This window comes from Pseudoalteromonas sp. GB43 (assembly GCF_054923805.1).
The window spans coordinates 1,652,266-1,678,536 of the sequence record NZ_JBPCHJ010000001.1 but is presented as its reverse complement, the minus strand read 5'-3'; the positions used below and the strand labels follow the sequence as shown (position 1 = coordinate 1,678,536).

Here is a 26,271-nt window from a genome sequence, read left to right as displayed (position 1 = left end):
ACTGCAAAGTGTGTCGGAGATATAAAATGAAAAAGACGATTAAATTGTCATTGATTGCAGCGTCAGTTTTAGCGCTTACAGCTTGTAATCAGGAAGCAAAAAAAGAACAGCAAGTTGAAGTTAAACTAGAGACTGAAGCTCAACAACAAGCATACGGTATTGGTGCATCTGTTGGTAACTTCTTAAACCAAGACCTTGCTGATAAAAAAGCGCTAGGTGTTGAATTAGACGAAGCACTTCTTAAGCGTGGTTTTGAAGACGCACTAGCGGGTAACGCTAAACTTGATGACGAAAAAATTCGTGAAGTGTTAACTGCACTTGACCAAAGCATTCGCACTAAACAACAAGAAAAAGCGAAAGTAGAATCTGAAAAGAGCAAAGCTGAAGGCGAAAAATACCTAGCTGAAAACGCGAAAAAAGAAGGCGTGACAGTAACTGAGTCTGGCCTACAGTACGAAGTGATCACTGAAGGTGAAGGCGAAAAGCCAGTAGCAACTGACGTTGTTAAAGTACACTACAAAGGCACTTTATTAGACGGTACTGAGTTCGATAGCTCTTACTCACGTAACGAACCAACTACTTTCCCACTTAACCGTGTGATCCCAGGTTGGACTGAAGGTTTACAATTAATGCCAGTTGGCTCTAAGTACAAGTTCACTATTCCATCTGAACTTGCATACGGTGAGCGTGATCTTGGTAAGATCCCTGCAAATTCAACGCTTGTTTTCGAAGTAGAATTACTTGAAATCCAAAGCGATGACAAAGCTGTTCCAGCTGAGTAATATTTAACTCAATACAAAAAGGGCTGAAAAGCCCTTTTTTTATGCGCGAAGTTTATTAACTAAATGCCGTTTCTTTCATTTTTAATGTGCCACTATCTGCATCAAGCTCAACCACAGTACCAACAGGCAGGATAAATTGGCGCTTAATATGGCCAATCATAGCTCCACGATAAGCAGGGATCCCCAGCGGTTTTATATAATCTGCAAAAATATCATCAAGGGTTAATGAGCCATAACCACGGCCTGGCTTACAGTCATTACAATCGCCAAATACAAAGCCTGCAATTTTATCCAGTGCGCCCATAAGTTTTAGTGTGCTCATCATCCTGTCAATTCTATACGGTGCTTCGTCGATATCTTCTAAAAATAAAATTGCGCCATTAAAGTCAGGTAAATAATTCGAGCCAGCAAGGGCTGTCAGTACCGTTAAATTACCGCCGATTAATCGTCCTGAGGTTTTACCTGATGTAATCGTTTGGGTCAGATACTGAGTGTTAACAAGCTCATCATCGGCTTTTGATAAGTTTTGGAAATGCATCAACTTACGCGCTTCGAACATGCTCTTAAATTGCGCGACATGAAACGGGTTCCAGTCACTTGATGCATTTGGACCATGAAAGCTGATTAACCCAGCTTGAGACAGTAATGCATTGTGAAGAGCGGTAATATCTGAATAGCCCATTAGAGGTTTTGGGTTGTTACGGATCATTGCGTAGTCAAGCAAAGGTAGAATACGGGCAGCGCCTGAACCGCCACGTAAACACAAAATGGCATCAACCTCTTTGTCGCTGAATAAACTATTTAAGTCGCTAGCTCGCATTGCATCAGTGCCAGCTAAATGACCGCATCTAGCTAGAATGTTTGGTGCAAGCTTAGCCTTGTAACCCAGTGCCTCTATAACGCCTTGTGCTAATAAAATATCAGCGTGCGCAGCAGTGGCAGCTGAAGGGCTACATATCCCAATTGTGCCGCCTGTAGGAAGAGCTTTTGGCTTAATTAATGTTTGGGTGCTAGCACTCTGCGCCGCCATTAAAGGAGCTGATGTCAGACTTGCGCTTGCGGCAAGAATTGAAAGTGACTTTAAAAATGACCGTTTATTCATAGCGAGCCTCATGTTTTTATAGTATGAGTATCGCATTGAAGAAAATATTTCAAATATTTGTTACGAAATGGAATAGATGATTCTTTTTAGGCAGGCAAAAAGGTGTTTTTCAGCAGAGAGTGTTTCTCTGCTGTGTAACTAAGCTGTTAGCTGGTGTGATTAGAATAAAGGTTATCGATTAACTCATCTTCTAGCTCAAAGCGCAGTTCAAGCGCTTCGCCTAAGATTGATAGGTCTTTATCAAACTCATCAAGCAAGTCATCTTTGTCAACTTCTGCGTATTTGTCGTTAAAGTCGAGTGCCACATCTGTGGTTTCAGAAATGCGTGGGTATAAGGCATTAGCCAGCTTTTGGCTTTCAGGACCTTTTTCTTTACACGCTTTGGCAATGTCGTCGTAAATTTCGAAATGACCAGCAGAAAGGTAATCCATCAGAATTTGGCAAAAGTTTTGAATTTGCAGCTGATCAGGAAGGGCGTGATCTTTCTTTTCGTACGGTGAAAAGCCTGCAATACGGCAGAACAACACAAGCAGCTCTTGACGTTCTGTGAGCCATTTGTCGATTACAGAGTGACTACCACCCCACTTTTGTTGAGCTTTTTCCAAACGCGTCAGCATATTTCATCTCCTCGCTGAGTAGGTTTTCCTTTGTATATATAAAAAGGAAATATGACACAAAGAATCAACTAAATTCTTAGTGTCTAATTGCAACAGATTGTAAAAGTCATTCTAAAGGCATAGTTTTCAGCATTGAATAAGCTAAAAAATTCCTTGTTTTTTAGAGTGGACTTTTTTTGCTCTCATTGCAGTGTATGGGAATTGATTCAAAACTACTAGTATTAATTTTGCGATTTTTATCTAAGTGGATGAGTTGTAATTTGCTGATTTAGAAAAGAAAAAACCACCAAAATTGGTGGTTTAATTCTTTTTCTAAGACTTGTTAAAACAAGCGTTCTTATTATTATGGGAAGATTGTTGTTCTTATTGTTATAAGATTTTTATTATTGTTTTTGTTAACGCGGGATAAGTTATACCAAGCTTTTTTGTATGTTGCAAATTTATTAATGAAAAGTTTTAAATTTATTTTGTTTTCGCTCAAAAAACACACTATAGGCGTAGGTTGGCTTAAAAAACATGATCTATATCTAGCCTTGATTATCTATCCATAGTGAGACGCGCAATATGGTGATACAATCTGCTCAATTTCATTCAGTTCTAGGATTTTATACGCATGAGCGAATTAAAAAACGATCGTTATTTACGTGCACTACAAAAGCAACCTGTTGATGTCACACCGGTATGGATGATGCGCCAAGCTGGCCGTTATTTACCTGAATACCGTGCTACACGTGCCCAAGCAGGCGACTTTATGAGTTTATGTAAAAACGCTGAACTTGCTTGTGAAGTAACGTTACAGCCATTACGTCGTTATCCGCTTGATGCTGCAATTCTATTCAGTGATATTTTAACTATTCCAGATGCTATGGGCTTAGGTCTTTACTTTGAAACAGGTGAAGGTCCAAAATTTGAACGTCCGATTTCTTCATTAGCAGATGTTAAAAAAATCCCAAATATCGATCCAACTGATGAGCTTGGTTATGTGATGAATGCGGTAAGTACGATTCGTCGCGAATTAAAAGGTGAAGTACCGCTAATTGGTTTCTCTGGTTCACCTTGGACACTTGCCACTTACATGGTTGAAGGTGGTAGCAGCAAAACATTCGGTAAAATCAAGAAAATGGCCTTTGCAAATCCACAAACACTGCACCTATTACTTGATAAATTAGCTGACTCAGTAATCGACTATTTAAACGCGCAAGTTAAAGCGGGCGCGCAATCCTTAATGGTATTTGACTCATGGGGCGGTGTATTAAGCCCACGTGACTACAATGAGTTTTCATTACAATACATGCACAAGATTGTTGATGGCTTAATTCGCGAATACGATGGCCGTAAAGTGCCAGTGACGTTATTTACTAAAAATGGTGGTCAGTGGATTGAAGCAATTGCAGCAACAGGCTGTGATGCAGTAGGTCTAGACTGGACTATTAACATTGGTGATGCAAAGCGTCGTGTTGGCGATAAAGTCGCGCTGCAAGGTAACATGGACCCAGCAATGCTGCATGGCACGCCTGAGCGTATTCGCCAAGAAGTTGCTACTATCCTAGAAGACTTTGGTACAGGCTCTGGCCATGTATTCAACCTTGGTCACGGTATTACACCAGATGTAGACCCAGAAAACGCAGGTGTATTTATCAACGCTGTTCATGAATTCAGTGGTAAATACCACAAATAAGCAAAAGCTAGTCATAAAAAGCCCGCATTAAGCGGGCTTTTTTATTTACTTAAACAAACGATTTAAACCATTTAATGCAGCTACGCGATAGGCTTCAGCCATAGTCGGGTAGTTGAACGTGGTATTTACAAAGTAATCAATGTTATTACCGCCGTTCTTTTGTTCCATAATCGCTTGACCGATGTGAACGATTTCAGAGGCACGCTCACCGAAGCAGTGCACACCCAGTACTTCTTTGGTATCAACATGGAATAAAATCTTTAGGCTACCCACCTCAGTGCCTGCAATTTGCGCACGCGCTAAATGCTTAAATTGAGCACGGCCTACCTCGTAAGGGACTTTTGCAGCTGTTAACTCTTGCTCGGTTTTACCCACAGAGCTCATTTCAGGGATTGTATAAATACCTGCTGGGATATCAATGATCAGCTTTTCATCACAGTTACCACATGCAATCGCATCGGCTGCAATACGGCCTTGGTCAAATGCCGCACTGGCAAGGCTTGGGTAACCTATTACATCGCCCACAGCATAAATGTTGTCGACTTCTGTTTGGTATGTTTCATTCACTTTAAGCTGGCCACGACCATCCGCTTTTAGGCCAACAGCTTCAAGGTTTAATGTGTCTGTGTTACCGGTACGGCCATTGGCAAATAAAATACAGTCAGCTTTTACGCGCTTGCCTGATTTCAAGTGCATTACCACACAGTCATCACGGGTTTCTACACGATCAAACTCTTCATTATGACGAATAACAATACCGCTATTCCAAAAGTGATAGCTCAGAGCATCTGAAATTTCCGCATCCATAAAGGCAAGTAGGCGGTCACGGGTATTCACTAGGTCAACCTTGGCGCCTAAACCTTTAAAAATAGAGGCGTATTCACAACCAATTACACCAGCACCATAAATGAGCACACGATGAGGGTCATCTTCAAGGCCTAAAATGGTATCGCTGTCGTAAATACGTGGATGTTTAAAGTCTACACCTGGTGGACGGTAAGGGCGCGAGCCAGTAGCAATAACGATTGTTTGTGCGGTGATTGTTTCAAATGAACCGTCTAGGTGCGTTACTTTAATGGTGTGTTTATCAATAAACTCAGCATCACCTTGATACATATGAATGCGGTTACGCTCATAAAAGCTGCTACGTAAATTAGATTGCTTTGAAATGACGTTACTTGCGTGGCGCAAAATATCGGGGAAAGTTAAGCGGTTAGGGCGCTCACTAATATTAAATAGCGGGTTTGCTTTATATTCAATATAACGACTTACAGAGTGACGTAATGCTTTTGAAGGGATAGTACCCCAGTGCACACAACCGCCGCCTACCGCTTCTTGACGTTCAATAACAGCGACTCTTTTGTTGCTTTTAGATAGGTTCATGGCGGTACCTTCACCGCCAGGACCTGTACCTATGATGATTGCATCATATTGATAAGATGGAGTATCTTTTTGCTTTACTTGTTGTTTGGCCACAGCCGCTCCTATGTTAACTAAAAGAGGCTTTTAACAACCTCGCATTTAGTGCAAGCCAAGCCTGCTTTTGGTTTTCCCAAGCGGCTTCAAGCTCGTGATATTGTGTCATTAATGCTGATTTTTCACACTGTTTCATCATTTTATTGCGTTTGATTTCTAACACGCGTTTTTGCAAGGCACAGAAGTGTTGCAGTTTTTTCAGCAGTAAATCGTACTCAGATTGTAATAATGTAAGCTTATCTTGCGCTAAAGGCAATTTTGCAAGGCGACCTTGAGTCTTATTCATCAAGGTTTCTGCCTTGGCTTTTTCGATTCGCTCAATCGGTGTGCGCTTTAATTTTGAAGCAAGACCGATTGCCGCTAAAGAGCGGATCATCCACTTAGTTGGATCATAGTGATACCACTTAATGCCATTGCGATAGTCGCTAGCAAAAATATGGTGGAAGTTATGATAGCCTTCACCGTATGTGAATAGCGCTAAAAAGCCATTATCACGGGCGGTGTTTTTTTCTGTGTACGGACGTGAACCCCAGATATGCGCCAGCGAGTTGATAAAAAAGGTAAAATGTTGGCTCAATACCAAGCGCAGTAAACCAACCAGTAATAACATGCCCCATACATCGCCAAGCATTAAGCCAAGTAGTAAAGGAATACCAAAATTAGTCGCGACGACTAACTTCATATAGTGACGGTGTTGCCACATAACGACTTTGTTTTTTTGTAAGTCTCGGCAGTTACTGTAGTTACCGTATTGTTCGCCTTGATAATCGCGCAGCATCCAACCAATGTGGCTATACCAAAAGCCATTAGTAGCGGCGTAAGGGTCTTTGATTGGATCATCAACTTGACCATGGTGAATACGGTGATCGCTACTCCAGTGCAAGGCACTATTTTGTAATGCAAAAGCACCACCTAAGGCAAAAATTACTTCAATAACAGGATGCACATCATAGGCTTTGTGTGCCCACAAGCGGTGATAACCTGCAGTAATAGAAAGTCCGGCGTAGAACATACAGCCAACAAAGGCTATCCACTGTGTACTGGTGTATCCGTAGCTAAAGCCATACCAAGGAACAAGGGTAATCGCGGCCAAAAATGTAAGGCTAAAAAATAGCACATTGGTCCAAATAATCGGTGGTTTTTTCATCTGAATAAATCTCGGCGTACAGTTGTACGCTAAAATAGTGTTTCATTCTCTCCGCGTCAAGTATTAGACTAGCTCATTAACCGAAAAATCATTAAAAGTTCACGCTGGGAGTTTCCATGTCGGGTGTTAGAGCGCAACAGAAACAAAAAACACGACAAGCACTAATCGAGGCTGCATTCAATCAATTGAGTGCCGATCATAGTTTTTCTAATTTAAGCTTACGTGAAGTTGCCCGTGAAGCAGGGATTGCCCCCACCTCTTTTTACCGCCACTTTAAAGACATGAATGAGCTTGGTTTGACCATGGTTGATGAAGCTGGTTTAACACTGCGTCAACTTATGCGCCAAGCGCGTCGCCGTATTGAGAGCGGCGGTAGTGTGATTACGACATCAATCGTGACCTTTATGGAGTTTATCGATAACTCGAGCAACCAATTTAGATTGTTATTGCGTGAGCGCTCAGGAACTTCAAAAGCATTTCGTGCTGCGGTTGCTCGTGAAATTAAACATTTCATTTTAGAGCTTGCGCATTACCTTGAAAGCGAAACTCCGTGCGACCCAACTCATGCATATATTCAAGCCGAAGCCATGGTGACTTTAGTATTTAACGCCGGTGCCGAAGCCCTCGATATTGAAGGGACACAACGCGAAGAACTGGTTGAACGCTTGATCTGGCAATTACGTTATATTGCTCGCGGTGCCACTTTGTATGGTCGTGATAGTAAAGGTAGTGTAGAAAAAACAGCCTAAAGCATGGTAGATTTTTGTTCCCATTTTGTGTATCGTTTTTTGTTTAAATCAGTAACTGAATTCTAAATAGTCAGTTACGCCACAAAATGAATAAATAGCGAGGACGCACATGCTCACCAAGGATCCGGTGAATAATACTCATGCCCATTTTTTAGAACAGAGTGAAGAAACAACGGTAAAAAATAGCCCAAGCTTTCGAGAGCTGAGCCGCAGTTTGTTATACTCGTTACCGAAACATGTGCAAAAGAAAATTCAAGATAACTTGTTTGGCGTATTAGACGCTCATCAGGTCTCACAATTTCGAGATGACAAACGCTGCCAGTTTTGGATTAACCAAAATGGTTGGAAGCGAGTTCCCTACAGTCAGTTTCGCCATGTTTATAGCCGAATTGCGCTATACCCAAAAAGCGCCACTATTTCAAAGATCCATAGCTCAGAGGCTGCTAGCAATGCAACATCAGCTGATTTGATACCATTCCGCTTAAATATCTGATCTAATATAGGCTATATAAAATCACCGGCTAATAACATTGAATTCAAACATATCTGAACAGCTTTTAGCGCTTTCTCGAAAAGAACCAAACGCACGAAAACGCATGCGATTGCTCGCAGTGTCTTTATTTTATGAGGGTAATAGCCGAACCGATATTGCAAAACGTCTAAACACTGCAAGAAGTAGTGTGAATAAATGGGTTTCTAGTTACCTAGAGTATGGGCTTGATGGTTTAGACAATAAGCCTATTCAAGGACGTCCATCAAGGCTGCAACAGCGGCAACTTGAACAACTGTCTGAATTTATAAAGCGCACGAACACAGAACTACGTGGTGACCGCCTTACCGGTGAAGACATTGTGCATTACATTCACACTGAATTTGGTGTTCATTACCACTTAAATCATGTCTATAAAATTCTAAAGCAACTTGGCTTTAGTTGGATCACAAGCCGCTCTAAACACCCAAAACAATCATTACAGAGCCAAGAGGCTTTTAAAAAACTTCCAGCTGGAAACGATCCTTCACACACCAGGACACCTTCCTCTTGATCGGATCGACGTATGGTTTCAGGACGAAGCACGATTTGGCCAGCAAAATCCGACTACGCGCATTTGGGCTGAAACAGGCACTCGGCCACGGATTGTAAAACAACAGCAATTTGACTATGGATACTTATTTGGCGCGGTATGTCCAGCGACAGGCCAAACAGAAGCGTTAGTTAGCCCATTCGTAAATAAAGAAGCAATGACGCAGCATATGCGCCAGATATCACACGCGACACCTGTTGGAAGACACGCTGTCGTGATAATAGATGGCGCAGGCTGGCACACATACGATACAGCTGCAGAATTTAAAAACCTAACCCTGATAAAGCTCCCACCTTATTCACCAGAGCTAAATCCAATAGAGCAAGTATGGAGCTGGATACGACAGCATTGTTTATCCAATAGAGTGTTTTCGGGCTATGACGAAATTGTCGATGAAGTTTCAAAGGCATGGAATCACTTTATTTCAATCCCGGATCGAGTGAAGAAAATGTGCAATCGGGAATGGATTAAATTGATTTAATCTTTATGCGGAATGGTATGAGAGAATCAACAAGCTAGGCTATTACATAGCAATGGCTTTGAGGGACAACCTAACAGGATAGATCAACACATAACTTATACTCGTCGTGTTATCCGCCCAACAGCAACTCAACAATTTCAACCTACGTTAGCTCTTTATAAGCCTGTTGCAAATAGTAAGGTAGAGTTAAAAGCATCTCACCAAGTTCGGCAAAATTTCACAACTCATGTGCTCCAAGCATCTGAAACGGTAGAAATGTTAGCTCAACAATATACAGGCTATAAAAATGCGAACCTTATTTATGATTACAATTTGGGGTTTAGTCGTGCTAAGCCCGCACCGGTAGGTACTGGATTGATAGTTCCCAATGGTTGGAAATTAAATATAGAAGGCTCCTGCAGTAATTGCCGCAGTATAGATATAGTTTGGCAAGGGCCTACAAATGGTCAAATTACATTGCAATTAGAAAAAAAGCGCCCAGATGAAATATCGTTTTGGCAGCATTATTTAGTTGTGAAGCCAGGTGTTTATGCTGTCACTGTGACTGCGTCAGGTCTTGTGGAAACCACCTCTTTTACAGTGCTTCAACCAACACAAGAATATGAAATTGAGTTGCTTGATCAAGCAGGTAACCCACAGACAAACATGGGCTATAAAATTCGCTTGCGTAATGGGCATGTAGTCAGTGGAGTATTAGATAGTAAGGGTTATGCCCACGTATCAGATCCCTGACTTTGAAAACGCTAAAATAAGCTTTCATGAGTTAGATGACAAAGACTGGCAGGTGGCCAGCCCTTCCCGTAATGAATAAATTTATAAGGATATAATTTATGACCTTACAACATACTGTGTCGCAAGGCGAAACCTTGCTACGCATTGCTCGTCAATATGGGTTTAGAACCTCTAATGGTCTTTACTTGCATCCGCTTAATGCTGAGTTTCGTTCTTTAAGGCCTGATCCTAACCAAATTTACCCCGGCGACGTAATTGCTATTCCAGCAAAAGTTGAAAAATTCATGCCACTGAAAACAGATAGTAAAAACTCTTTTATGGTGCGTGATGAAAAAGAATTCTTTCGTTTAAAACTAGCTTACGAAAATGGCGAGCAAATTACGGGAAAGCGCATTGTACTGAATATCGCAGGGCAAACAATTGATACCGTCATAGCAGAAGATGGTTTAATTGAAGTAGAGCTCACCGAAAATGAAACGCTTACAGGGCAAGTAGATTTATATCTCAATGACGAAGACACCACACCAACAAAGAGTTTTGCTATTCAAGTTGGGCACTTAGACCCTATTGAAACCTTGTCAGGAGTGCAAGGGCGTTGCAATTTACTTGGATTTGATTGTGGCAAGGTTGATGGAATTAATGGATCAAAAACACAAACAGGTGTTAAAGCTTTTCAGCTTGCGCAGCAGTTGCAAGTTGATGGCATAGCAGGGCCAATTACTAAACGTCGTCTTGTTGACGTATACGGAGCATAAGTAATGAGCCAAGCAATGCCAATGGCAGTAAATCTTGTTAATACACTTGTTATTAATACCGGTGCGGGTGCAACCACAAAGCATATTATTGTAAAAGTACTGGGCGATGTTGATGTAGAAATACAGCTATTTTCACAAGGCAACAAGGCCGTAGTTGAAAAACAAGCAGCGCAGCACTACCGTTTTAATAACCTGTCGCAAGATACACCTTATACACTCAAAGCAATTGTTGCTGGTAAGGCCGAGTTTACTCTTGTTAATGAGCAGCAATTTGCAGACTATTTTAATTCAAACACGGTAAAGTCATTTAATATTGGCAGTAAGGGCGGCCCGCAACTACTTCAGCATAAAATTTTACCTAAAGGCCATGTAGAACTCACCTTACTTGCCGAACCGCCTTGCTTTGGGGTGTTTTTTGATGGCACAGGTAATAACCGTTTTAACGACATACAAGACTCAACAGACAGCAAGGAGCCCACGAATGTTGTTAAGTTGTTTGAGTTATATCCGATTAAGACTTTTCAAAATAGGCATTATGAAGAAGGAATTGGCACTGAAGCGAATAAAAGTGATTCAACACTAGATATGGGATTGGCGTTTAGCTTTGACGAGCGTATAAAACAAGCATTAATCAGAACTGCCGAGTTTTTCAAAAAATTTGCATACACAAAAACTGGGTTTATAGATGTATTTGGCTTTAGCCGAGGTGCAGCCCAAGCGCGAGCGTTTGTTAATCAGGTCAATGCAATATATCAAGACAAGCCAAATTATTGGGGCGGCATTAAGCCTGTTATTCGTTTTGTGGGCTTATTTGATAGTGTTGCATCTATTGGCGGCGATGGCGATAACAACCACAGCGAATTTTACGCCGATGACGAACTTGACTACCCCATTAACTTAAATTTAGCGAGCAGCAGTGCCGGGTATGTGATGCACTTAGCTGCGTTTGATGAAAAGCGCGATAAATTCCCTCTTAGCTCATTACTCAGTAGTAACAAGCTGCTATCAGAAAACCACAAAGAAATTGAGCTGCCAGGTGTGCACTCAGATATTGGTGGCGGTTACGGCCCCGTTGAAACGAACATTCTTTACCCTCGGCAGTATATTGCGAAACCAAGCTGGTGAGCCAGAGCACGACAAAGAGCTCGTACAGCTTAAACAGTCACTCGAACAAAAATATTATTGGCCAACAATTAATATTCAATTTAAAGCAAGCCGGCCAAGAATAAACCGGCAACCAAAGCGAATTTGGAATAAATCAGAAAATACAATTTACACCAGCTATAGGCCGTATTGGAGCCGTAAATTAAGCAATATTCTGCCGCATTATAGTTTAGCGCTTATGCACGAAACGGCTGTAAATCAAGGGGTGCCGTTGCAAAACCTCGCAGAGCTTGCTATCCGTAAACAAGCTGATGGTCAGGCTTTTCCTTATGTTTTACCAAGCGAGCTTAAATCGCTTGTAGATACAGCGCGCAGTTTTGGCCCGCAAAGTGAAGCCTGGCATGCTTTATACAAAGACTACATTCACCATAGTGTTAAATACGCGGCAACGATTGATGCGATAGCTCACGGCCCCGAAGAAGAAGCCGAATTTACCACCAAAAACCAACAGCGCGAGCTTTTTTATAACCAGCCAAGCCAAGCTGAAACAAGCACACAATGGCAATCACAACTAATAAATGGATACCGATTATGGACAAGTTTATAAAACCACTCATCTCAATTGCATATGCTTTGTTTTTGGCCGGTTGCTCGTCAACGGGAAAAATAGATTACATGGTAGCAGGCGTAGGCACTGAGAATGGGAATGCTATTTGGGGGCGCTCAGTGGTATTTGATGATACATGGGGCATACCATCAGGGGCAATTGAGTGTTGTTATGCTGAGGCTGGCGGTACAGTCAGTTTGTACGACCAAAAGTTCCCCGAAAAAGTGGCGGTTGAATGGCTCGATAAATCAGAAAATAGAATTTATTACGGTGAAGTGGCTATAGATAAGGCAGGGTATAAATTAGCTAAAAATTTACCTACTTATACATGGGTAAGCACAGGAGAGATAGAAACAAATATAACCCCCTACTTGATTATTGGTATGGGAGCAACTGGCGAGATTAAGGTTTGGTTATCAAATACAAGCTCAGAAATGAATAGGGTTGGTCGTGTATTACATGAACTTGGCTCAGGGCAAGCGCAATGGCGTGAGAATAAATAAAAACCGACTATGGACAAGTTTATAAAACCACTCATCTCAATTGCATGTGCTTTGTTACTGGTAGGTTGCTCGTCAACGGGAAAAATAGATTACATGGTTGCAGGCGTAGGCACTGAGAATGGGAATGCTATTTGGGGGCGCTCAGTGGTATTTGATAATACATGGGGCATACCATCAGGAGCAATTGAGTGTTGTTATGCTGAGGCTGGTGGTACAGTCAGTTTGTACGACCAAAAGTTCCCTGAAAAAGTGGCGGTTGAATGGCTCGATAAATCAGAAAATAGAATTTATTACGGTGAAGTGGCCATAGATAAAGCGGGATATAAATTAGCTAAAAACTTACCTAATTTTAGTTATTACACAGGTGAAGTTGAGGACGAGATTTTTCCCTACCTAATTATTGGCATGGGTGAGACAGGTGAAATAAAAGTGTGGATATCAAATACACGTTCAGCAGGGTTCACAGGGCGAGTATTACATGAACTAGGCTCAGGGCAAGCGCAATGGCGTGAGAATAAATAAAAATGCACTTGGCAACGATGGACAAGTTTATAAAACCACTTATCTCAATTGCATGTGCTTTGTTTTTAGCAGGTTGCTCGTCAACGGGAAAAATAGATTACATGGTTGCAGGAGGTGCGACACAAAAAGGTAACCAAATTTGGGTGCAGGCAATTACTTTTGATGATAGTTGGGGGGTTCCTATGGGAAGCCTCGGTTGTTGTTGGGAAAGTGCAGGCAAAACAAGTGGTGTATATGACCAAAAATTCCCAGAAAAAGTGGTAGTTGAGTGGCTTGATAAATCAGAAAATAGAATTTATTACGGTGAAGTGGTCATAGATAAGGCAGGGTATAAATTAGCTAAAAACTTACCTAGATACACCGTTGTGAGCACTGGGCGCAAAGCAAAAGAAATCATACCTTATTTAATAATAGGAATGAGCGAGACAGGCGAAATTAACGTTTGGCTATCCAATGCGCCCTCGGGAAGAAATAGAACTGATCGTGTATTACATGAACTTGGCTCTGGGCAAGCGCAATGGCGTGAGAATAAATAAAAACTGACTATGGACAAGTTTATAAAACCACTTATCTCAATTGCATGTGCTTTGTTACTGGTAGGTTGCTCGTCAACGGGAAAAATAGATTACATGGTTGCAGGCGTAGGCACTGAGAATGGGAATGCTATTTGGGGGCGCTCAGTGATATTTGATGATACATGGGGCATACCATCAGGGGCTATTGGTTGCTGTTATGGAGAGACAAGAGCGACAGTTGGTGTATACGACCAAAAATTCCCGGAAAAAGTGGCGGTTGAATGGCTCGATAAATCAGAAAATAGAATTTACTACGGTGAAGTGGCTATAGATAAGGTGGGGTATAAATTAGCTAAAAACTTACCCCCATTCACTGCGCACACAGGTAAAGTTTTTAAAGATGTAAAACCTTATTTAATTATTGGTATGGGTGAGACCGGTGAAATAAAAGTGTGGATATCAAATACACCTTCAGCAGGGTTCACAGGGCGAGTATTACATGAACTTGGCTCAGGGCAAGCGCAATGGCGTGAGAATAATTAAAATGCATTTAGTTACTATGGACAAGTTTATAAAACCACTCATCTCAATTGCATGTGCTTTGTTACTGGTAGGTTGCTCGTCAACGGGAAAAATAGATTACATGGTAGCAGGCGTAGGCACTGAGAATGGGAATGCTATTTGGGGGCGCTCAGTGGTATTTGATGATACATGGGGCATACCATCAGGGGCTATTGGTTGCTGTTATGGCGAAACTAGAGCGACAGTTGGTGTATACGACCAAAAGTTCCCCGAAAAAGTGGCGGTTGAATGGCTCGATAAATCAGAAAATAGAATTTATTACGGTGAAGTGGCTATAGATAAGGCGGGATATAAATTAGCTAAAAACTTACCTAGATACACCGTTGTGAGCACTGGGCGCAAAGCAAAAGAAATCATACCTTATTTAATAATAGGAATGAGCGAGACAGGCGAAATTAACGTTTGGCTATCCAATGCGCCCTCGGGAAGAAATAGAACTGATCGTGTATTACATGAACTTGGCTCTGGGCAAGCGCAATGGCGTGAGAATCAATGATGTTTTTAGAACATCTCACTAAACAATTAGATTTTTTCCTCGTACTGTTACTTTATGTGTATGTGATAACTATCACAATTAAAAGTTAATCTAAGCAATAGAAGCTTTACCTTCCGAAACTTTAAACGTTCTATGCATTCAATTGGGTTTAATTAACCTTTAAAGTGTGCTTTTATGGATTTTTAATTTCATTAACGCGATTTAAAAATCGATTTTGTGGAAAGATTATGCTTGCAAGCTGGTTTTTTGAATGTTAAAAATACAGCCACTGAACACACATTTAGTAAATTAAGATGCAAATTACACATTCAATTACATTAAAACTAAACCTCTTACTGCTTAAATCAGTGAGCGGGGCTTAGTGTATTTGCATTTGTAGAACATTAAAAAACCCCGCAACCGCGGGGTTTTTTTTATCTCGCTAATGGGTCATTGGGAACGAGGACAGTTTATGAAAGATAAGGTTTGGATTTTTGACACAACGTTACGTGATGGTGAGCAAGCATTAAAAGCAAGCCTAACCGAAGACGACAAAATTCAACTTGCGCATACCATTAGCCGCTTAAATGTGGATGTAATGGAAGTAGGTTTTCCGGTATCTAGCCCAGCAGATTTTCGCTCTGTACAGCGCATTGCGACTGAAGTGAAAGGGCCGATTATTTGTGGCTTAGCACGTGCTGTAGCAAAAGATATTGAAGCATGTGGTGAAGCGCTTCGCCCGGCAGAGCAGGGCCGTATTCATACATTTATTGCAACCAGCCCATTACACCTTGAGCACAAATTACGTATGAGCTTAGACGATGCAACGGCAATGGCTGTTAAGTCGATTCAACTTGCACGTAACTACACCGATGACGTTGAGTTTTCGTGTGAAGATGCTGGTCGTACACCGCATTGGGATTTATGCCGCATCGTTGAAAAAGCTATTGATGCGGGTGCATCAACTATCAACTTACCTGACACTGTTGGCTATGTAACGCCAGACGAATATGCTGCGATGATCCATCACTTAATGAACAATGTGCCAAATATCGACAAGGCTCGTTTGAGCGTGCATTGCCATAACGATTTAGGTTTAGCGGTTGCTAACTCAATCGCTGCAGTACAAGCCGGTGCTCGCCAAATCGAATGTACGATTAATGGTATTGGTGAGCGCGCAGGTAACTGTTCGCTTGAAGAAGTGGCGATGATCATGAAGATGCGTGAAGACCACTTAAAAGTGCATACCGATATTCGTAGTGAAGAAATTTACCGTGCTTCGCGTCAAGTCGCGAAGATTTGTAATATGCCAGTACAACCAAACAAAGCAATTGTTGGTGAAAATGCCTTTGCACACAGCTCAGGGATCCACCAAGACGGCGTATTAAAAGCCCAAAACACTTACGAAATAATGTCGCCAGAAAGTGTCGGTGTACCTAATAACCAATTAAACATGACTTCGCGTTCAGGTCGTCATGTTATTGAGCATCGTTTAGAAGAGTTAGGCTATCAAAAATCTGATTACGATATGGATAGCTTATACAGCAGCTTCTTAGCATTAGCAGACCAAAAAGGCACTGTGTATGACTACGACTTAGAAGCGATGATTTACTTTAATCAAATCAAAGATAAAGACGAAAAATATCAACTTGAGTTTGTTAACTCGACGTCTAACTCACAATCGGTGGCGAGCTCAACAATCGGCATGACAATTGATGGTGAGTCAAAGCAAGAGGCCGCAACAGGGAATGGCCCTGTAGAAGCATCATTCTTAGCAATTGAGCGCTTAACGGGTATGTCGGTTGAGATGATTGAATACAACCTAGAAGCAACAGGCCAAGGTGCCAGCTCGCTAGGGCAAGTGAATATTATCGCTAAATACGATGGTCGCCCATATCACGGCGCGGGCATTGCAGCGGATGTGGTAGAAGCGTCAGTACGCGCCATGATCCGCGTTTATAACTTAATTTATCGTGCACAAAAAGTGTCTGATTTAAAACAACAGAGGAAAGCAGGATGAGTCAATCGAATTACAGTATCGCAGTATTAGCAGGCGACGGGATTGGTCCAGAAGTTATGGCAGCAGCAGAAACCGTCTTGGATGCTGTAAGCGAAAAGTTTGGTTTTACTTTGACTCGTCATCACCACGCGATTGGTGGTGCTGCCATTGATGAGTTTGGTCAGGCACTGCCGCAAAGCACACTGAGTGCCTGCGAAAATGCCGATGCGATTTTATTTGGCTCGGTAGGCGGCCCTAAGTGGGAAAACTTACCACCGAACGAGCAGCCAGAGCGAGCTTCACTGTTGCCACTGCGCAAGCATTTTGGTTTGTTCTGTAATTTACGCCCAGCACAATTATTACCAGCACTAAGTGCTGCGTCACCACTTCGTGCAGATATCAGCGCACAAGGCTTTGATATCTTATGTGTGCGCGAGCTAACCGGCGGTATTTATTTCGGTGAAAAAGGCCGCAGTGGCGAAGGTGAGCAAGAAGCCGCTTTCGATACCCAAACATATTCACGTAAAGAAATTGAGCGCATCGCACGCTTTGCATTTGAAGCCGCTAAGCTGCGTAGTAATCATGTTACCTCGGTTGATAAAGCGAATGTGTTAGCGACCAGCGTACTTTGGCGTGAAGTGGTCTCTGAAGTAAGCAAAGATTACCCAGAAGTAAGCCTTGACTACATTTATGTTGATAACGCGGCAATGCAGTTAGTAAAACAGCCAAGCCAGTTTGATGTATTACTTTGCGATAACTTATTTGGCGACATTTTGTCTGATGAGTGCGCGATGATCACAGGCTCTATGGGCTTATTACCATCAGCGAGTTTAAATCAGTCTGGCTTTGGTTTGTATGAGCCAGCTGGTGGCTCAGCACCTGATATCGCTGGTAAAGGGGTGGCAAACCCAATCGCGCAAATTTTAAGTGCTGCGCTTATGTTGCGTTACTCACTAGGGCAAGATGAAGCGGCTCGTACGATTGAAAAAGCGGTGGCAGAAGCGGTTGAAGCCGGTGTTGGTACGCCAGATATCTACCCAAATGCAGGGTATACCACCAGTGATGTTGCTGCGGCAATTGTGGCACGTATTTAATTAAAAATTGTTTGCGCTGAGCACGTCACTCAGCGTAACTAAAATGAGGGAATAGCAAGTGGCCCAAACCTTATACGATAAAATTTGGCAAGCTCATGTAGTCGCCAGCATAAATGATCAAACTGATTTACTTTATATCGACCGTCACCTAGTTCATGAAGTTACATCGCCGCAAGCCTTTGCTGGTTTACGTGAGAAAAACCGCAAAGTACGTTGCCCAGAAAAAACCTTTGCGACTATGGACCATAATGTTTCAACAAAAAGTCGCTCATTAGATGCTGCGAGTGAAGTGTCAAAAAATCAATTAATGGCACTGGATGCAAACTGTAAAGAGTTTGGTATTCAACTTTATGATTTAAATTCGATTAATCAAGGTATTGTGCATGTAATGGGGCCTGAACAGGGCATTACCTTACCGGGCACAACCATAGTGTGTGGTGACAGCCATACCTCTACCCATGGTGCATTTGGTGCACTAGCGCACGGTATTGGTACTTCAGAAGTTGAGCATGTTCTAGCCACTCAAACACTGCAGCAGAAAAAAGCCAAGTCATTAAAAATTCAAATAAATGGTCGCCTACGTCCAACCGTTACTGCCAAAGATTTAATCATGGCAGTGATCGGTAAATTAGGCACTGCGGGTGGTACTGGCTATGTTGCTGAGTTTTGTGGTGAAGGGATCGAAGCGCTGTCTATGGAAGCGCGTATGACGCTTTGTAATATGAGTATTGAAATGGGCGCAAAAGCGGGTTTAATCGCACCAGATCAAACAACTTATGATTATTTAAAAGGTCGCCCATTTGCACCACAAGGTGCTGACTTTGATAGTGCCGTTGCCTACTGGCAAACACTAAAAACTGATGAAGGCGCAGAGTTTGATCATGTTGTTGAATTAGAGGCTGCTGATATTCAACCGCAAATTACGTGGGGTACCAGCCCTGAGCAAGTGATTGGCGTAGATGAATTCATTCCTGATCCTGAGCAAGAACCAGACCTAATCAAAGCTGATGCAATCCGTAGCGCACTAAAATATATGGGTTTAAAAGCCGGTGATAAATTGTCTTCTGCGACTGTTGATACCGTATTTATTGGCTCATGTACAAATAGCCGAATTGAAGATTTACGTGCTGCTGCGCAAATTGTTGAAGGTAAGCAGGTTGCAGCGGGTGTTGAAGCGCTGATTGTTCCAGGCTCAGGTCTTGTTAAAAAACAAGCCGAAGACGAAGGTCTTGCAGATATCTTTAAAGCAGCTGGCTTTGAATGGCGTGAGCCAGGTTGTTCAATGTGCTTAGCAATGAATGACGACAGATTAGAAGCAGGTAAACGCTGTGCTTCTACATCAAATCGTAACTTTGAAGGTCGCCAAGGTCGCGGTGATCGCACTCACTTAGTGAGCCCTGCAATGGCTGCGGCAGCGGCAATTCATGGTCGTTTTGTTGATATCAGAGGAGAAGCCTAATGAGTGTATTTTTTAGTGGCTTAATGGCCCCGTTAGATAAAAACAATGTTGATACTGACCAAATTATTCCAAAGCAGTTTTTAACGTCGACCAGCCGTGATGGCTTTGATGCGGCGCTTTTTTACGATTGGCGTTATTTAGATAACGGCGAGCCAAACCCTGAGTTTATTTTGAACCGCCCTTGTTACCAAGGTGCGCAAATTCTTTTAACTCGCGACAATTTTGGTTGTGGTTCATCGCGTGAGCACGCGCCATGGGCATTAAAGCAATATGGTTTTGAAGTTATCTTAGCGGAAAGCTTTGCTGATATTTTCTTTAACAACTGCGGCAATAACCAAATGCTTGCTATCGCATTACCTGCAGAAACACTTGAGCAATTATTTGTACTGAGTGAACAGCATGATGATATTAATATCGAAGTTGATTTAGAAAACCAACAACTTCGTAGCGATAAGTTTGACACTATTCACTTTGATATTCGCCATGACATCAAAGAGCGTTTATTAAGTGGCTTGGACTTTATCGGTGTGACTGAAACACTTAACAGCCAAATTGATGCCTTTGAGCAGCAACTTGCAGCAGAACGCCCTTGGCAATAACCTGTTTTTCCATGTGAACCTAAACGCGGCCAAGGCCGCGTTTTTTTGTTATTTATCGTAATTGTTTTCTTTATGGCCTTTAAACCATTAGCCTAGACTGCAATTTTATTTAGGGAACACACCATGAAATACTTAGTGGCATCGATGCTCGTGGCAGCATCATCAGTAGCGGCTGCACGACCTGCACCGTTAGTGTCAATTCCAAGCCATGATGGCTTTTTTGATAATATCGCTGCCCATTGCGGTAAAGCTTACGAAGGTAAAGTGAGCGTTGATAACGCAGCTGGCCCGAGCTCATTTGCGGGCAAAAAGTTAGTAATGCATGTACGTCGTTGTAACGAGCGTGAGTTACAAGTGCCATTTCATGTAGGGGATGATGCATCTCGTACTTGGATCATCACAAAAACGGGCAGTGGACTTAGTTTAAAGCATGACCATCGTCATAAAGATGGCAGCGATGATAAATCAACCATGTATGGTGGCCATACCCTTGATGCGGGTTTTGCTAACGCACAGTCGTTCCCGGCTGATCAATACTCAAAAGAGTTGTTTGTGAGCCAAGGTATTCCCCAATCAATGGGTAACACTTGGCAAATGTATATTTATCCAAAGCAATTTACGTATCGCTTAGTGCGTGAAGGACGTGAGTTTCGCGTTGATTTTGACTTAACTAAACCTATCACGCCGCCAAGCGCGCCGTGGGGATATGAAGACTAGTACTATTTAGCTTCGTCTTCACACTGTAAAACAACCGTTAAAGGGGGCTGATAGGCGCGAGGTTTAGTTGGAAAACGTTCATACTCCTGCACCCCATCAGTCACTCTTAGCATAAAAGGTTTGTCTCTACATAAGCGACTAGCATGGCGCAGTAAGAATACGCTTTGATTGCGAAAGTGCTTGTAGTCGTCAGACTGAATTTCGAGGTGGTAGCGGCCGTCGGCCAATTTAGTTTGGTAGTAATGGACTTTTTCGTCGAAGTCATAGAGCTTTTCGGTTTCGCCTTTTGCTGCCTGTGCATTACTGCACCCCGCTAACATTAAAACGGCGCTAATTAATAGTGCTTGTGTACTTCTCAGTTCACTCATAAACACTTAACTCCATGTGATTAATACCTTGTTTCATCGTGATGTTGAACCTGAATTAGCATCCATAGTCAAACTAAGGTAACGTTACGTCTTACATGTAGTCTAACACCCAAAAAGGGAAAATGTGATGCTCAATAAAATAAAACAGCTGTTTTCAGCGCTGAATGATACCCAATCTAGCATTACTGAGCATGACCTAAAAACCGCCGTTGCTGCGTTATTGATTGAGGTTATGCGTGCAGATAATGAGTTACAAGATGATGAGCAACAGACCCTGAATGAGACCTTAAAGAAGTATTTCTCGCTTAACGAGGAAGAGGTTCAAGAGTTAGTTGCAAGTGCATCGCAAAGCCTAGATGATGCAATAGATTATTTTCAGTTTTCAAAGCAAATTAATGCCCAGTGCAGCGCCGAGCAGCGTATTGATATCATCGAGCTGTTGTGGCGTTTAGCCTACGCAGATGGCAATTTAGATAAGCATGAAGAAATGGTTATTCGCCGTGTCGCAAGTTTATTGTATGTAACCCATGAAGATTTTATCGCTGCTAAGTTAGCAGCGACAAAACTAAGTTAGTAGCGATAAAACTAGGCTAGCAATTATTTATTTAATTTGCTCGCTACGCTCACAAGTTGCTGGGCAAGGCTGGCAACTTTATCGGCTGTATCAGCATCGCTGATGCGGCCTTGCTCATCTAATTTAGTGTGGATAGCAGGCACTGCTAGTTGATCTGCAAGTACTAAGCTACCAATACCCGATAAAATATCACGTACATGATTTAAACCACGTAAGCCACCTAAACCACCCGGTGACGATGCATACAGTGCAGTAACTTTATTTCGAAAAGCAGGCACTGCACCTTGCTCTGTACGAGATGCCCAATCGATTGCGTTTTTAAGTGGTGCTGTAATTGAGCCATTATATTCTGGGCTTGCTAATAAAATACCGTCAGCTGCGCGAAGCTTATCTTTTAATAATTGTGCGCCAGCAGGTGTACCTTGCGCTTCAATATCTTCGTCAAATAAAGGTAAGTTTAAATCGCTTAATTTAATCACTTCTACTTCAGCACCACTTTCGAGGGCGAAGCGCGCAGCTTCATTGATCAGTTTTTGATTAAAGCTGTCTTTACGTAGGCTGCCTGCTAGGGCAATAATTTTTGGTGCTGTCATGATTGCTTCCTTTTTTAAGCTTCACTGTTGATATACTCACTGTAGCAAAAAACAGCTTGCAGAAAAGCCAAATAAACGCAAAACTTATGTGCGTATATGCACACAAGGAGCCGTTATGGCGATTCAATTTGATGATTGGCAAGATGTAAAAGTCGCTTTTGAAGTGGCAATACTCGGCACGTTAACCGCAGCTGCCGAATCGTTAGGTGTTCATCACAGCACAGTGCTTAGAAGAATCAACAATTTAGAAGATAACCTTGACGCGCGGTTATTCCACCGTCATGCCCGTGGCTATACAGTGACAGAAATAGGCGCTAAGTTGTTTGCGACTGCAAAATCGATTAACGCTGAACTTGAAAAACTTCACAACGATATTATTGCCGCTGATAGCCAACTGCGAGGCAGTTTATTATTAACTACGGTCAGTGGTTTTATTGATGTGCTTAGTGATGTCTGCGAACAGTTTCAAAGCCTGCACCCGCAAGTGCAGCTCGAAGTTATTCTTGATCAAAACCGCTTACGTCTTGATCACGGTCAGGCACACATTGCCGTGCGAGCAGGTCCTCGGCCTGATGAAGGCGACTATATTGCCCAGCATTTAGCTGAACTTTCGTCAGGGTTTTATGCCTCTAAAAGTTATATTGAAAAGTATGGCATGCCAAAGAATATTGAGCAGTTGCAGCAGCATAGTTTTGTCTCTGGGGTGGCTGGCTATAACGGTAAAGTGCCTTATTTTGCATGGGTTGATCAACACATTGAACCTTCGCAAATTAAGCTACGGGTGTCTGAAACATCAGAAGCTACACGGGCGATTGTGAGGGGCTTAGGAATTGGTGGTTTACAGCATGAAGTGGCAAGCCAATACCCTGATCTGCTGCCAGTGCTTCCTAAAGAGCTAAACTGGCCAACGGATCTTTGGCTGGTAACGCATCACTTGGTGCATCGCACAGCCAAAGTCCAAGCATTTAGTCAGCTTTTAAAAGCCTATTTTAAAGATTTAAAAGCTTAAACAGACTTTTTAACGCTAATGCCTAGCCGTTTGGCTAGGCGCACAAGGTTGGCTCTATCAACACTTAAGCTACGTGCTGTGGCAGCCCAGTTTAGGTTATGTAGTTCAAGTTGTTGCATAATCAATTGATAACTAAAAGCGTCAGTTGCCTCTTTCAGCGATAAGCGAGTGGCTTTTTGTTCGTTAACTGCAACAGGGCTTGGTGCGGCAACGGCGGTTTTAGCAATATCACAATGTTCAGGCTCGATTGTGACAATGCTTTGTTGCCATTGCTGTTGTTTGGCTTTGAGTGCTGCGCGACTGATCACATGTTCAAGCTCTCTCACATTGCCTGGCGCAATCATATTGACGCAGTAGTAATTGTGTATCGCTACTAAGCTTAAGTTGCTTAATTGCCAGTTTTTTAGATGTTTGCTCAATAAAAAAGCCTGCTAATAAAATAACATCGTTATCGCGCTCTTTTAGTGGTGCAACATGCAATGGGTAAACGCTTAATCGGTGATAAAGATCTGCACGAAAGCGCCCCGCAGCGACTTCTTGTTTTAAATCGCGATTGGTTGCTGCAATCACTCTGACATCAACATAACGGCTTTGATCTTCCCCCACCGTTTGTACTTCACCACTTTGTAATACACGCAATAACTTACTTTGCATGGCAAGCGGAAGTTCGCCGATTTCATCTAAAAATAGCGTGCCGCCATCGGCGAGTTGAAACTTACCCTGGCGAGCAGTATGTGCGCCAGTAAATGCGCCTTTACTGTGACCAAAAAATTCACTTTCGGCTAAGTTCTCTGGTAACGATGCGCAGTTTAAGTGGATCAACGGCATGTCACGGCGTTTTGAGTTTAAATGGATATTGCGCGCAACGAGTTCTTTACCGACGCCTGTGTCGCCTTGTATTAAAACGCTAAATTCTGAGGCAGCCACCAGCTGAATATCATTTTTAAGGGTCTGCATTGCTTGGCTATTACCAATAATTTCGACACCTTCTCGTGTTAGTGCCTCAAGGTTAAGCTGCTGCGCAACTTGATGGCTGTGCTGTGCGTGTTGCATAAAATGCTGCAAGGTTAGGGCATGCTCAACATAGCCTGCAGCTAGCTGTTTTAGTTGATTGAGCTCGTTCATTGCTAAAGCGTCAAAGGCATGTTCATCTAAACTATCAAAGGTCAAAACACCCAATAGTTCGTTGTTATCTTTGCTACTCAGCAGCGGCACGCCCATGCAGGCATGAACAGGAAAGTCGCCATGCTGGCTTTGTAATAAACCATCGTAGGGGTCGGGTAGGCCACAGTCTTTGGCAAATTTTAGCGGTTCACTGCCACGGCATATTTCAAATAAGCGCGGATGCTCCGCTATTTTAAAGCGTCTTCCTAACGTATCGTCCGACAACCCATGAAGGGCTACGGGCTTTAACACATCGCCTTGTTTCAATAATAAGGCAACTGCATCACATTCAAGCCAATCATTAATGCAACTCAACAGATAACTGAAATTATGATCAACACTGCTTGCTTTGGTAAGTGCAAGTGCAACATCAAGAAGGGATTTTTTGAGTATCATGTCAATTTGACCTGAATGTGTTTTATTGATGCTTTTAATGGTGTGTCATTTTGACTTATTTATCAAGTGTCCAAATTTAATGCATTGATATTTAATGGTTTTTATTTTTGGCTTGAACTGTGCAATAGCTGGGGAAATTAAACGCTGAGAGCACGAATGAAAGTCATTAATTTAACTGAACCTATGCCAACTAAGAATCAAATTTTATCAACTCAGCCAGTGGCCGTTATGGGCATTAGCATTTCGGCCTTTTTTCTTGGCGGCAGGTGCCTTAGCTGTATTTGCTATGAGTTACTGGTTTTTAATCTTGGCGGGCTATGCACAGTGGCACCTAACAATGCCCGCAACGCTTTGGCATGCTCACGAAATGCTGTTTGGCTTTGCAGGCGTGGTTGCCATGGGCTTTTTGCTAACCGCCGCACAAACATGGACAGGTGTGGCGAGTGTAAGTGGTATTAAGCTTTGTTTGCTTAGCATGATTTGGCTTGCTGCAAGGTTTAGTTTTTTTATTGAGATTGCAGGGTTCGAGCAGCTAAACCTTTATATTGTTAGTGCGCTACAACTCGTTTGGTGGCTAGCTGGAATTATTATTCTAGCTGACATGCTGATACAGGCAAAAAGCAGCCATAACTACTTATTTATTGTCATCGCATCTTTGCTCTGTGCGCTCAATGTGATTTTTTTGAGCTTAGTTGTACTTAATAAAATGTCGCTGGCACTGGGGGTTGTTGATACCGCTGTACTTATCATGACACTGCTAGTTGGTGTTGTGGCTGGGCGAGTTGTGCCATTTTTTACCGCGCGCGGCCTTAACCTAAGTGAACAAGTTAGAACCCCCAAGCTCGATAAATTAGTCGTATTTAGCTCATTTTTCGCCATTGCGTGGTTTTTTATGAGTCAGCTATTTTTTAGCGCAATGAGCACCGGTTGGGTTTTTGCTTGGCTTGCTTGTTTACATTCAGCCCGGTGTGTTTTGTGGTGGCATAAAGGCATTCTAAAAGTGCCTTTGCTATGGTCATTACATGTGGCTTATTGGGCTTTATCGGTTGGTTTAATACTCGTCGCGCTGAGCTATTTCAGCCCAATTATCTTATTCAAAGATGCGCTTCATCTGATCACTGTTGGCACCATAGGTGTGATGATCATCGCCATGATGGTACGTGTCTCTCATGGTCACACTGGGCGCGCATTACAGGCCCCTGCGTACATTAGTTTGGCATTTGTACTCATTGTGATAGCTGCCATTGTACGTTCGTTACTTCCCGTTTATTTAGGTCATCACCTTGCATGGCAGTTAAGTGCGTTGCTGTGGGTTGCTGGCTTTAGCTTATTTTTATTTCATTGTGCGCCCATCTTAGTGAATCGTCGTGTTGATGGTCGCCGCGGTTAA

General features: G+C 42.4%; 28 protein-coding genes and 1 pseudogene. 22 read left to right on the top strand and 7 right to left on the bottom strand.

The window, feature by feature from the left end:
- Positions 1-26: 26 nt before the first annotated feature.
- The gene (gene fkpA / locus ACRWSG_RS08080; RefSeq protein ID WP_199529967.1) at positions 27-782 is read left to right on the top strand and encodes an FKBP-type peptidyl-prolyl cis-trans isomerase; all 756 of its coding nucleotides are present in this window, start codon (positions 27-29) and stop codon (positions 780-782) included.
- 55 nt (positions 783-837) lie between these two features.
- On the opposite strand, the gene ACRWSG_RS08075 is transcribed toward fkpA, so the two are convergent.
- Both ACRWSG_RS08075 and rsd read right to left on the bottom strand, forming a co-directional pair.
- Complete coding sequence (locus ACRWSG_RS08075; RefSeq protein ID WP_462166035.1) at positions 838-1,884, bottom strand: S66 peptidase family protein; 1,047 nt, start codon at positions 1,882-1,884, stop codon at positions 838-840.
- 146 nt (positions 1,885-2,030) lie between these two features.
- On the bottom strand, positions 2,031-2,501 hold the full coding sequence (gene rsd / locus ACRWSG_RS08070) for a sigma D regulator (protein WP_166341170.1): 471 nt from the start codon (positions 2,499-2,501) through the stop codon (positions 2,031-2,033).
- A 613-nt stretch (positions 2,502-3,114) separates the two neighbouring features.
- On the opposite strand from rsd, the gene hemE reads away from it, so the two are divergent.
- The gene (gene hemE / locus ACRWSG_RS08065; RefSeq protein WP_462166034.1) at positions 3,115-4,179 is read left to right on the top strand and encodes a uroporphyrinogen decarboxylase; all 1,065 of its coding nucleotides are present in this window, start codon (positions 3,115-3,117) and stop codon (positions 4,177-4,179) included.
- Between the two features lie 45 nt (positions 4,180-4,224).
- On the opposite strand, the gene sthA is transcribed toward hemE, so the two are convergent.
- Both sthA and ACRWSG_RS08055 read right to left on the bottom strand, forming a co-directional pair.
- The gene (gene sthA, locus ACRWSG_RS08060; protein WP_166341167.1) at positions 4,225-5,655 is read right to left on the bottom strand and encodes a Si-specific NAD(P)(+) transhydrogenase; all 1,431 of its coding nucleotides are present in this window, start codon (positions 5,653-5,655) and stop codon (positions 4,225-4,227) included.
- A 13-nt stretch (positions 5,656-5,668) separates the two neighbouring features.
- Positions 5,669-6,802 (bottom strand): acyl-CoA desaturase, encoded by a 1,134-nt coding sequence (locus tag ACRWSG_RS08055; RefSeq protein WP_058586121.1) that lies wholly within the window; start codon positions 6,800-6,802, stop codon positions 5,669-5,671.
- Between the two features lie 116 nt (positions 6,803-6,918).
- Between ACRWSG_RS08055 and fabR the strand changes: the two genes are divergently transcribed.
- The 17 genes from fabR (at position 6,919) to ACRWSG_RS07970 (ending at position 20,777) form a co-directional block, all read left to right on the top strand.
- On the top strand, positions 6,919-7,551 hold the full coding sequence (fabR, locus tag ACRWSG_RS08050; RefSeq protein ID WP_054554482.1) for an HTH-type transcriptional repressor FabR: 633 nt from the start codon (positions 6,919-6,921) through the stop codon (positions 7,549-7,551).
- A 109-nt stretch (positions 7,552-7,660) separates the two neighbouring features.
- The gene (locus tag ACRWSG_RS08045; RefSeq protein ID WP_462166033.1) at positions 7,661-8,044 is read left to right on the top strand and encodes a hypothetical protein; all 384 of its coding nucleotides are present in this window, start codon (positions 7,661-7,663) and stop codon (positions 8,042-8,044) included.
- 103 nt (positions 8,045-8,147) lie between these two features.
- Positions 8,148-9,114, top strand: a protein-coding gene (locus ACRWSG_RS08040) for an IS630 family transposase (protein ID WP_462166031.1) whose coding sequence is annotated in 2 segments (ribosomal slippage) — positions 8,148-8,546 and positions 8,548-9,114 — 966 coding nt in all. Because the reading frame shifts where the segments join, the coding sequence is not laid out codon by codon here.
- Between the two features lie 255 nt (positions 9,115-9,369).
- On the top strand, positions 9,370-9,846 hold the full coding sequence (locus ACRWSG_RS08035; protein ID WP_462166030.1) for a hypothetical protein: 477 nt from the start codon (positions 9,370-9,372) through the stop codon (positions 9,844-9,846).
- A gap of 98 nt (positions 9,847-9,944) precedes the next feature.
- A complete protein-coding gene (locus ACRWSG_RS08030; protein WP_062564771.1) occupies positions 9,945-10,601 on the top strand; it encodes a PGRP and LysM peptidoglycan-binding domain-containing protein in 657 nt (218 codons plus the stop codon).
- Between the two features lie 3 nt (positions 10,602-10,604).
- Complete coding sequence (locus ACRWSG_RS08025) at positions 10,605-11,726, top strand: T6SS phospholipase effector Tle1-like catalytic domain-containing protein (protein ID WP_462166028.1); 1,122 nt, start codon at positions 10,605-10,607, stop codon at positions 11,724-11,726.
- A complete protein-coding gene (locus ACRWSG_RS08020) occupies positions 11,707-12,312 on the top strand; it encodes a hypothetical protein (protein ID WP_462166027.1) in 606 nt (201 codons plus the stop codon). The genes ACRWSG_RS08025 and ACRWSG_RS08020 overlap by 20 nt, the downstream gene beginning before the upstream one ends.
- Positions 12,297-12,815 carry a DUF2931 family protein gene (locus ACRWSG_RS08015; RefSeq protein ID WP_462166026.1) on the top strand — a complete coding sequence of 173 codons (519 nt, stop codon included), beginning with the start codon at positions 12,297-12,299 and terminating at the stop codon, positions 12,813-12,815. Before ACRWSG_RS08020 ends, ACRWSG_RS08015 begins: the two co-directional genes overlap by 16 nt.
- Positions 12,816-12,824: 9 nt before the next feature.
- Positions 12,825-13,337 carry a DUF2931 family protein gene (locus ACRWSG_RS08010; RefSeq protein WP_462166025.1) on the top strand — a complete coding sequence of 171 codons (513 nt, stop codon included), beginning with the start codon at positions 12,825-12,827 and terminating at the stop codon, positions 13,335-13,337.
- Positions 13,338-13,354: 17 nt separating this feature from the next.
- Positions 13,355-13,873, top strand: coding sequence for a DUF2931 family protein (locus tag ACRWSG_RS08005; RefSeq protein WP_462166023.1), 519 nt, complete (start codon positions 13,355-13,357; stop codon positions 13,871-13,873).
- A 9-nt stretch (positions 13,874-13,882) separates the two neighbouring features.
- Positions 13,883-14,395 carry a DUF2931 family protein gene (locus ACRWSG_RS08000; RefSeq protein ID WP_462166022.1) on the top strand — a complete coding sequence of 171 codons (513 nt, stop codon included), beginning with the start codon at positions 13,883-13,885 and terminating at the stop codon, positions 14,393-14,395.
- A 1-nt stretch (position 14,396) separates the two neighbouring features.
- On the top strand, positions 14,397-14,930 hold the full coding sequence (locus ACRWSG_RS07995) for a DUF2931 domain-containing protein (RefSeq protein WP_339980976.1): 534 nt from the start codon (positions 14,397-14,399) through the stop codon (positions 14,928-14,930).
- 451 nt (positions 14,931-15,381) lie between these two features.
- Positions 15,382-16,929: a 2-isopropylmalate synthase gene (leuA, locus tag ACRWSG_RS07990; RefSeq protein ID WP_175083016.1), complete on the top strand. Its 1,548-nt coding sequence runs from the start codon at positions 15,382-15,384 to the stop codon at positions 16,927-16,929.
- Positions 16,926-18,002, top strand: coding sequence for a 3-isopropylmalate dehydrogenase (gene leuB / locus ACRWSG_RS07985; protein ID WP_054554475.1), 1,077 nt, complete (start codon positions 16,926-16,928; stop codon positions 18,000-18,002). Before leuA ends, leuB begins: the two co-directional genes overlap by 4 nt.
- Before the next feature lie 58 nt (positions 18,003-18,060).
- Positions 18,061-19,461: a 3-isopropylmalate dehydratase large subunit gene (gene leuC / locus ACRWSG_RS07980; protein ID WP_462166021.1), complete on the top strand. Its 1,401-nt coding sequence runs from the start codon at positions 18,061-18,063 to the stop codon at positions 19,459-19,461.
- The gene (leuD, locus tag ACRWSG_RS07975) at positions 19,461-20,060 is read left to right on the top strand and encodes a 3-isopropylmalate dehydratase small subunit (protein ID WP_054554473.1); all 600 of its coding nucleotides are present in this window, start codon (positions 19,461-19,463) and stop codon (positions 20,058-20,060) included. The genes leuC and leuD overlap by 1 nt, the downstream gene beginning before the upstream one ends.
- Before the next feature lie 123 nt (positions 20,061-20,183).
- Positions 20,184-20,777 carry a hypothetical protein gene (locus ACRWSG_RS07970; protein ID WP_054562892.1) on the top strand — a complete coding sequence of 198 codons (594 nt, stop codon included), beginning with the start codon at positions 20,184-20,186 and terminating at the stop codon, positions 20,775-20,777.
- A gap of 2 nt (positions 20,778-20,779) precedes the next feature.
- Here ACRWSG_RS07970 and ACRWSG_RS07965 read toward each other — a convergent pair whose 3' ends face one another.
- On the bottom strand, positions 20,780-21,097 hold the full coding sequence (locus ACRWSG_RS07965) for a hypothetical protein (RefSeq protein WP_251603649.1): 318 nt from the start codon (positions 21,095-21,097) through the stop codon (positions 20,780-20,782).
- Between the two features lie 175 nt (positions 21,098-21,272).
- Between ACRWSG_RS07965 and ACRWSG_RS07960 the strand changes: the two genes are divergently transcribed.
- Positions 21,273-21,719 (top strand): tellurite resistance TerB family protein, encoded by a 447-nt coding sequence (locus tag ACRWSG_RS07960; protein WP_054554468.1) that lies wholly within the window; start codon positions 21,273-21,275, stop codon positions 21,717-21,719.
- 23 nt (positions 21,720-21,742) lie between these two features.
- On the opposite strand, the gene ACRWSG_RS07955 is transcribed toward ACRWSG_RS07960, so the two are convergent.
- Entirely contained in the window at positions 21,743-22,312 is a 570-nt protein-coding gene (locus tag ACRWSG_RS07955) for an NADPH-dependent FMN reductase (RefSeq protein WP_054554467.1), read from the bottom strand.
- Between the two features lie 115 nt (positions 22,313-22,427).
- On the opposite strand from ACRWSG_RS07955, the gene ACRWSG_RS07950 reads away from it, so the two are divergent.
- Complete coding sequence (locus ACRWSG_RS07950; RefSeq protein ID WP_462166020.1) at positions 22,428-23,321, top strand: LysR family transcriptional regulator; 894 nt, start codon at positions 22,428-22,430, stop codon at positions 23,319-23,321.
- On the opposite strand, the pseudogene norR reads toward ACRWSG_RS07950, so the two are convergent.
- Positions 23,318-24,881, bottom strand: a pseudogene (gene norR / locus ACRWSG_RS07945) (nitric oxide reductase transcriptional regulator NorR). The gene ACRWSG_RS07950 and the pseudogene norR sit on opposite strands and share 4 nt — an antisense overlap.
- A 256-nt stretch (positions 24,882-25,137) precedes the next feature.
- Here norR and ACRWSG_RS07940 point away from each other — a divergent pair.
- Positions 25,138-26,271, top strand: coding sequence for an NnrS family protein (locus ACRWSG_RS07940; protein WP_462166018.1), 1,134 nt, complete (start codon positions 25,138-25,140; stop codon positions 26,269-26,271).

Excerpts from the sequence above, each read along its gene's own strand:
- ACRWSG_RS07970 (WP_054562892.1), top strand. The coding sequence starts at position 20,184 with ATGAAATACTTAGTGGCATCGATGCTCGTGGCAGCATCATCAGTAGCG.
- ACRWSG_RS08055 (WP_058586121.1), bottom strand. The coding sequence starts at position 6,802 with ATGAAAAAACCACCGATTATTTGGACCAATGTGCTATTTTTTAGCCTT.
- fkpA (WP_199529967.1), top strand. The coding sequence starts at position 27 with ATGAAAAAGACGATTAAATTGTCATTGATTGCAGCGTCAGTTTTAGCG.
- rsd (WP_166341170.1), bottom strand. The coding sequence starts at position 2,501 with ATGCTGACGCGTTTGGAAAAAGCTCAACAAAAGTGGGGTGGTAGTCAC.
- ACRWSG_RS07955 (WP_054554467.1), bottom strand. The coding sequence starts at position 22,312 with ATGACAGCACCAAAAATTATTGCCCTAGCAGGCAGCCTACGTAAAGAC.
- hemE (WP_462166034.1), top strand. The coding sequence starts at position 3,115 with ATGAGCGAATTAAAAAACGATCGTTATTTACGTGCACTACAAAAGCAA.
- fabR (WP_054554482.1), top strand. The coding sequence starts at position 6,919 with ATGTCGGGTGTTAGAGCGCAACAGAAACAAAAAACACGACAAGCACTA.
- ACRWSG_RS08035 (WP_462166030.1), top strand. The coding sequence starts at position 9,370 with ATGTTAGCTCAACAATATACAGGCTATAAAAATGCGAACCTTATTTAT.
- ACRWSG_RS08010 (WP_462166025.1), top strand. The coding sequence starts at position 12,825 with ATGGACAAGTTTATAAAACCACTCATCTCAATTGCATGTGCTTTGTTA.
- ACRWSG_RS07995 (WP_339980976.1), top strand. The coding sequence starts at position 14,397 with ATGCATTTAGTTACTATGGACAAGTTTATAAAACCACTCATCTCAATT.
- ACRWSG_RS08015 (WP_462166026.1), top strand. The coding sequence starts at position 12,297 with ATGGACAAGTTTATAAAACCACTCATCTCAATTGCATATGCTTTGTTT.
- ACRWSG_RS08000 (WP_462166022.1), top strand. The coding sequence starts at position 13,883 with ATGGACAAGTTTATAAAACCACTTATCTCAATTGCATGTGCTTTGTTA.
- ACRWSG_RS08045 (WP_462166033.1), top strand. The coding sequence starts at position 7,661 with ATGCTCACCAAGGATCCGGTGAATAATACTCATGCCCATTTTTTAGAA.
- ACRWSG_RS07960 (WP_054554468.1), top strand. The coding sequence starts at position 21,273 with ATGCTCAATAAAATAAAACAGCTGTTTTCAGCGCTGAATGATACCCAA.
- ACRWSG_RS08030 (WP_062564771.1), top strand. The coding sequence starts at position 9,945 with ATGACCTTACAACATACTGTGTCGCAAGGCGAAACCTTGCTACGCATT.
- leuA (WP_175083016.1), top strand. The coding sequence starts at position 15,382 with ATGAAAGATAAGGTTTGGATTTTTGACACAACGTTACGTGATGGTGAG.
- leuD (WP_054554473.1), top strand. The coding sequence starts at position 19,461 with ATGAGTGTATTTTTTAGTGGCTTAATGGCCCCGTTAGATAAAAACAAT.
- leuB (WP_054554475.1), top strand. The coding sequence starts at position 16,926 with ATGAGTCAATCGAATTACAGTATCGCAGTATTAGCAGGCGACGGGATT.
- ACRWSG_RS07950 (WP_462166020.1), top strand. The coding sequence starts at position 22,428 with ATGGCGATTCAATTTGATGATTGGCAAGATGTAAAAGTCGCTTTTGAA.
- ACRWSG_RS08025 (WP_462166028.1), top strand. The coding sequence starts at position 10,605 with ATGAGCCAAGCAATGCCAATGGCAGTAAATCTTGTTAATACACTTGTT.
- ACRWSG_RS08075 (WP_462166035.1), bottom strand. The coding sequence starts at position 1,884 with ATGAATAAACGGTCATTTTTAAAGTCACTTTCAATTCTTGCCGCAAGC.
- ACRWSG_RS08005 (WP_462166023.1), top strand. The coding sequence starts at position 13,355 with ATGGACAAGTTTATAAAACCACTTATCTCAATTGCATGTGCTTTGTTT.
- ACRWSG_RS07965 (WP_251603649.1), bottom strand. The coding sequence starts at position 21,097 with ATGTTAGCGGGGTGCAGTAATGCACAGGCAGCAAAAGGCGAAACCGAA.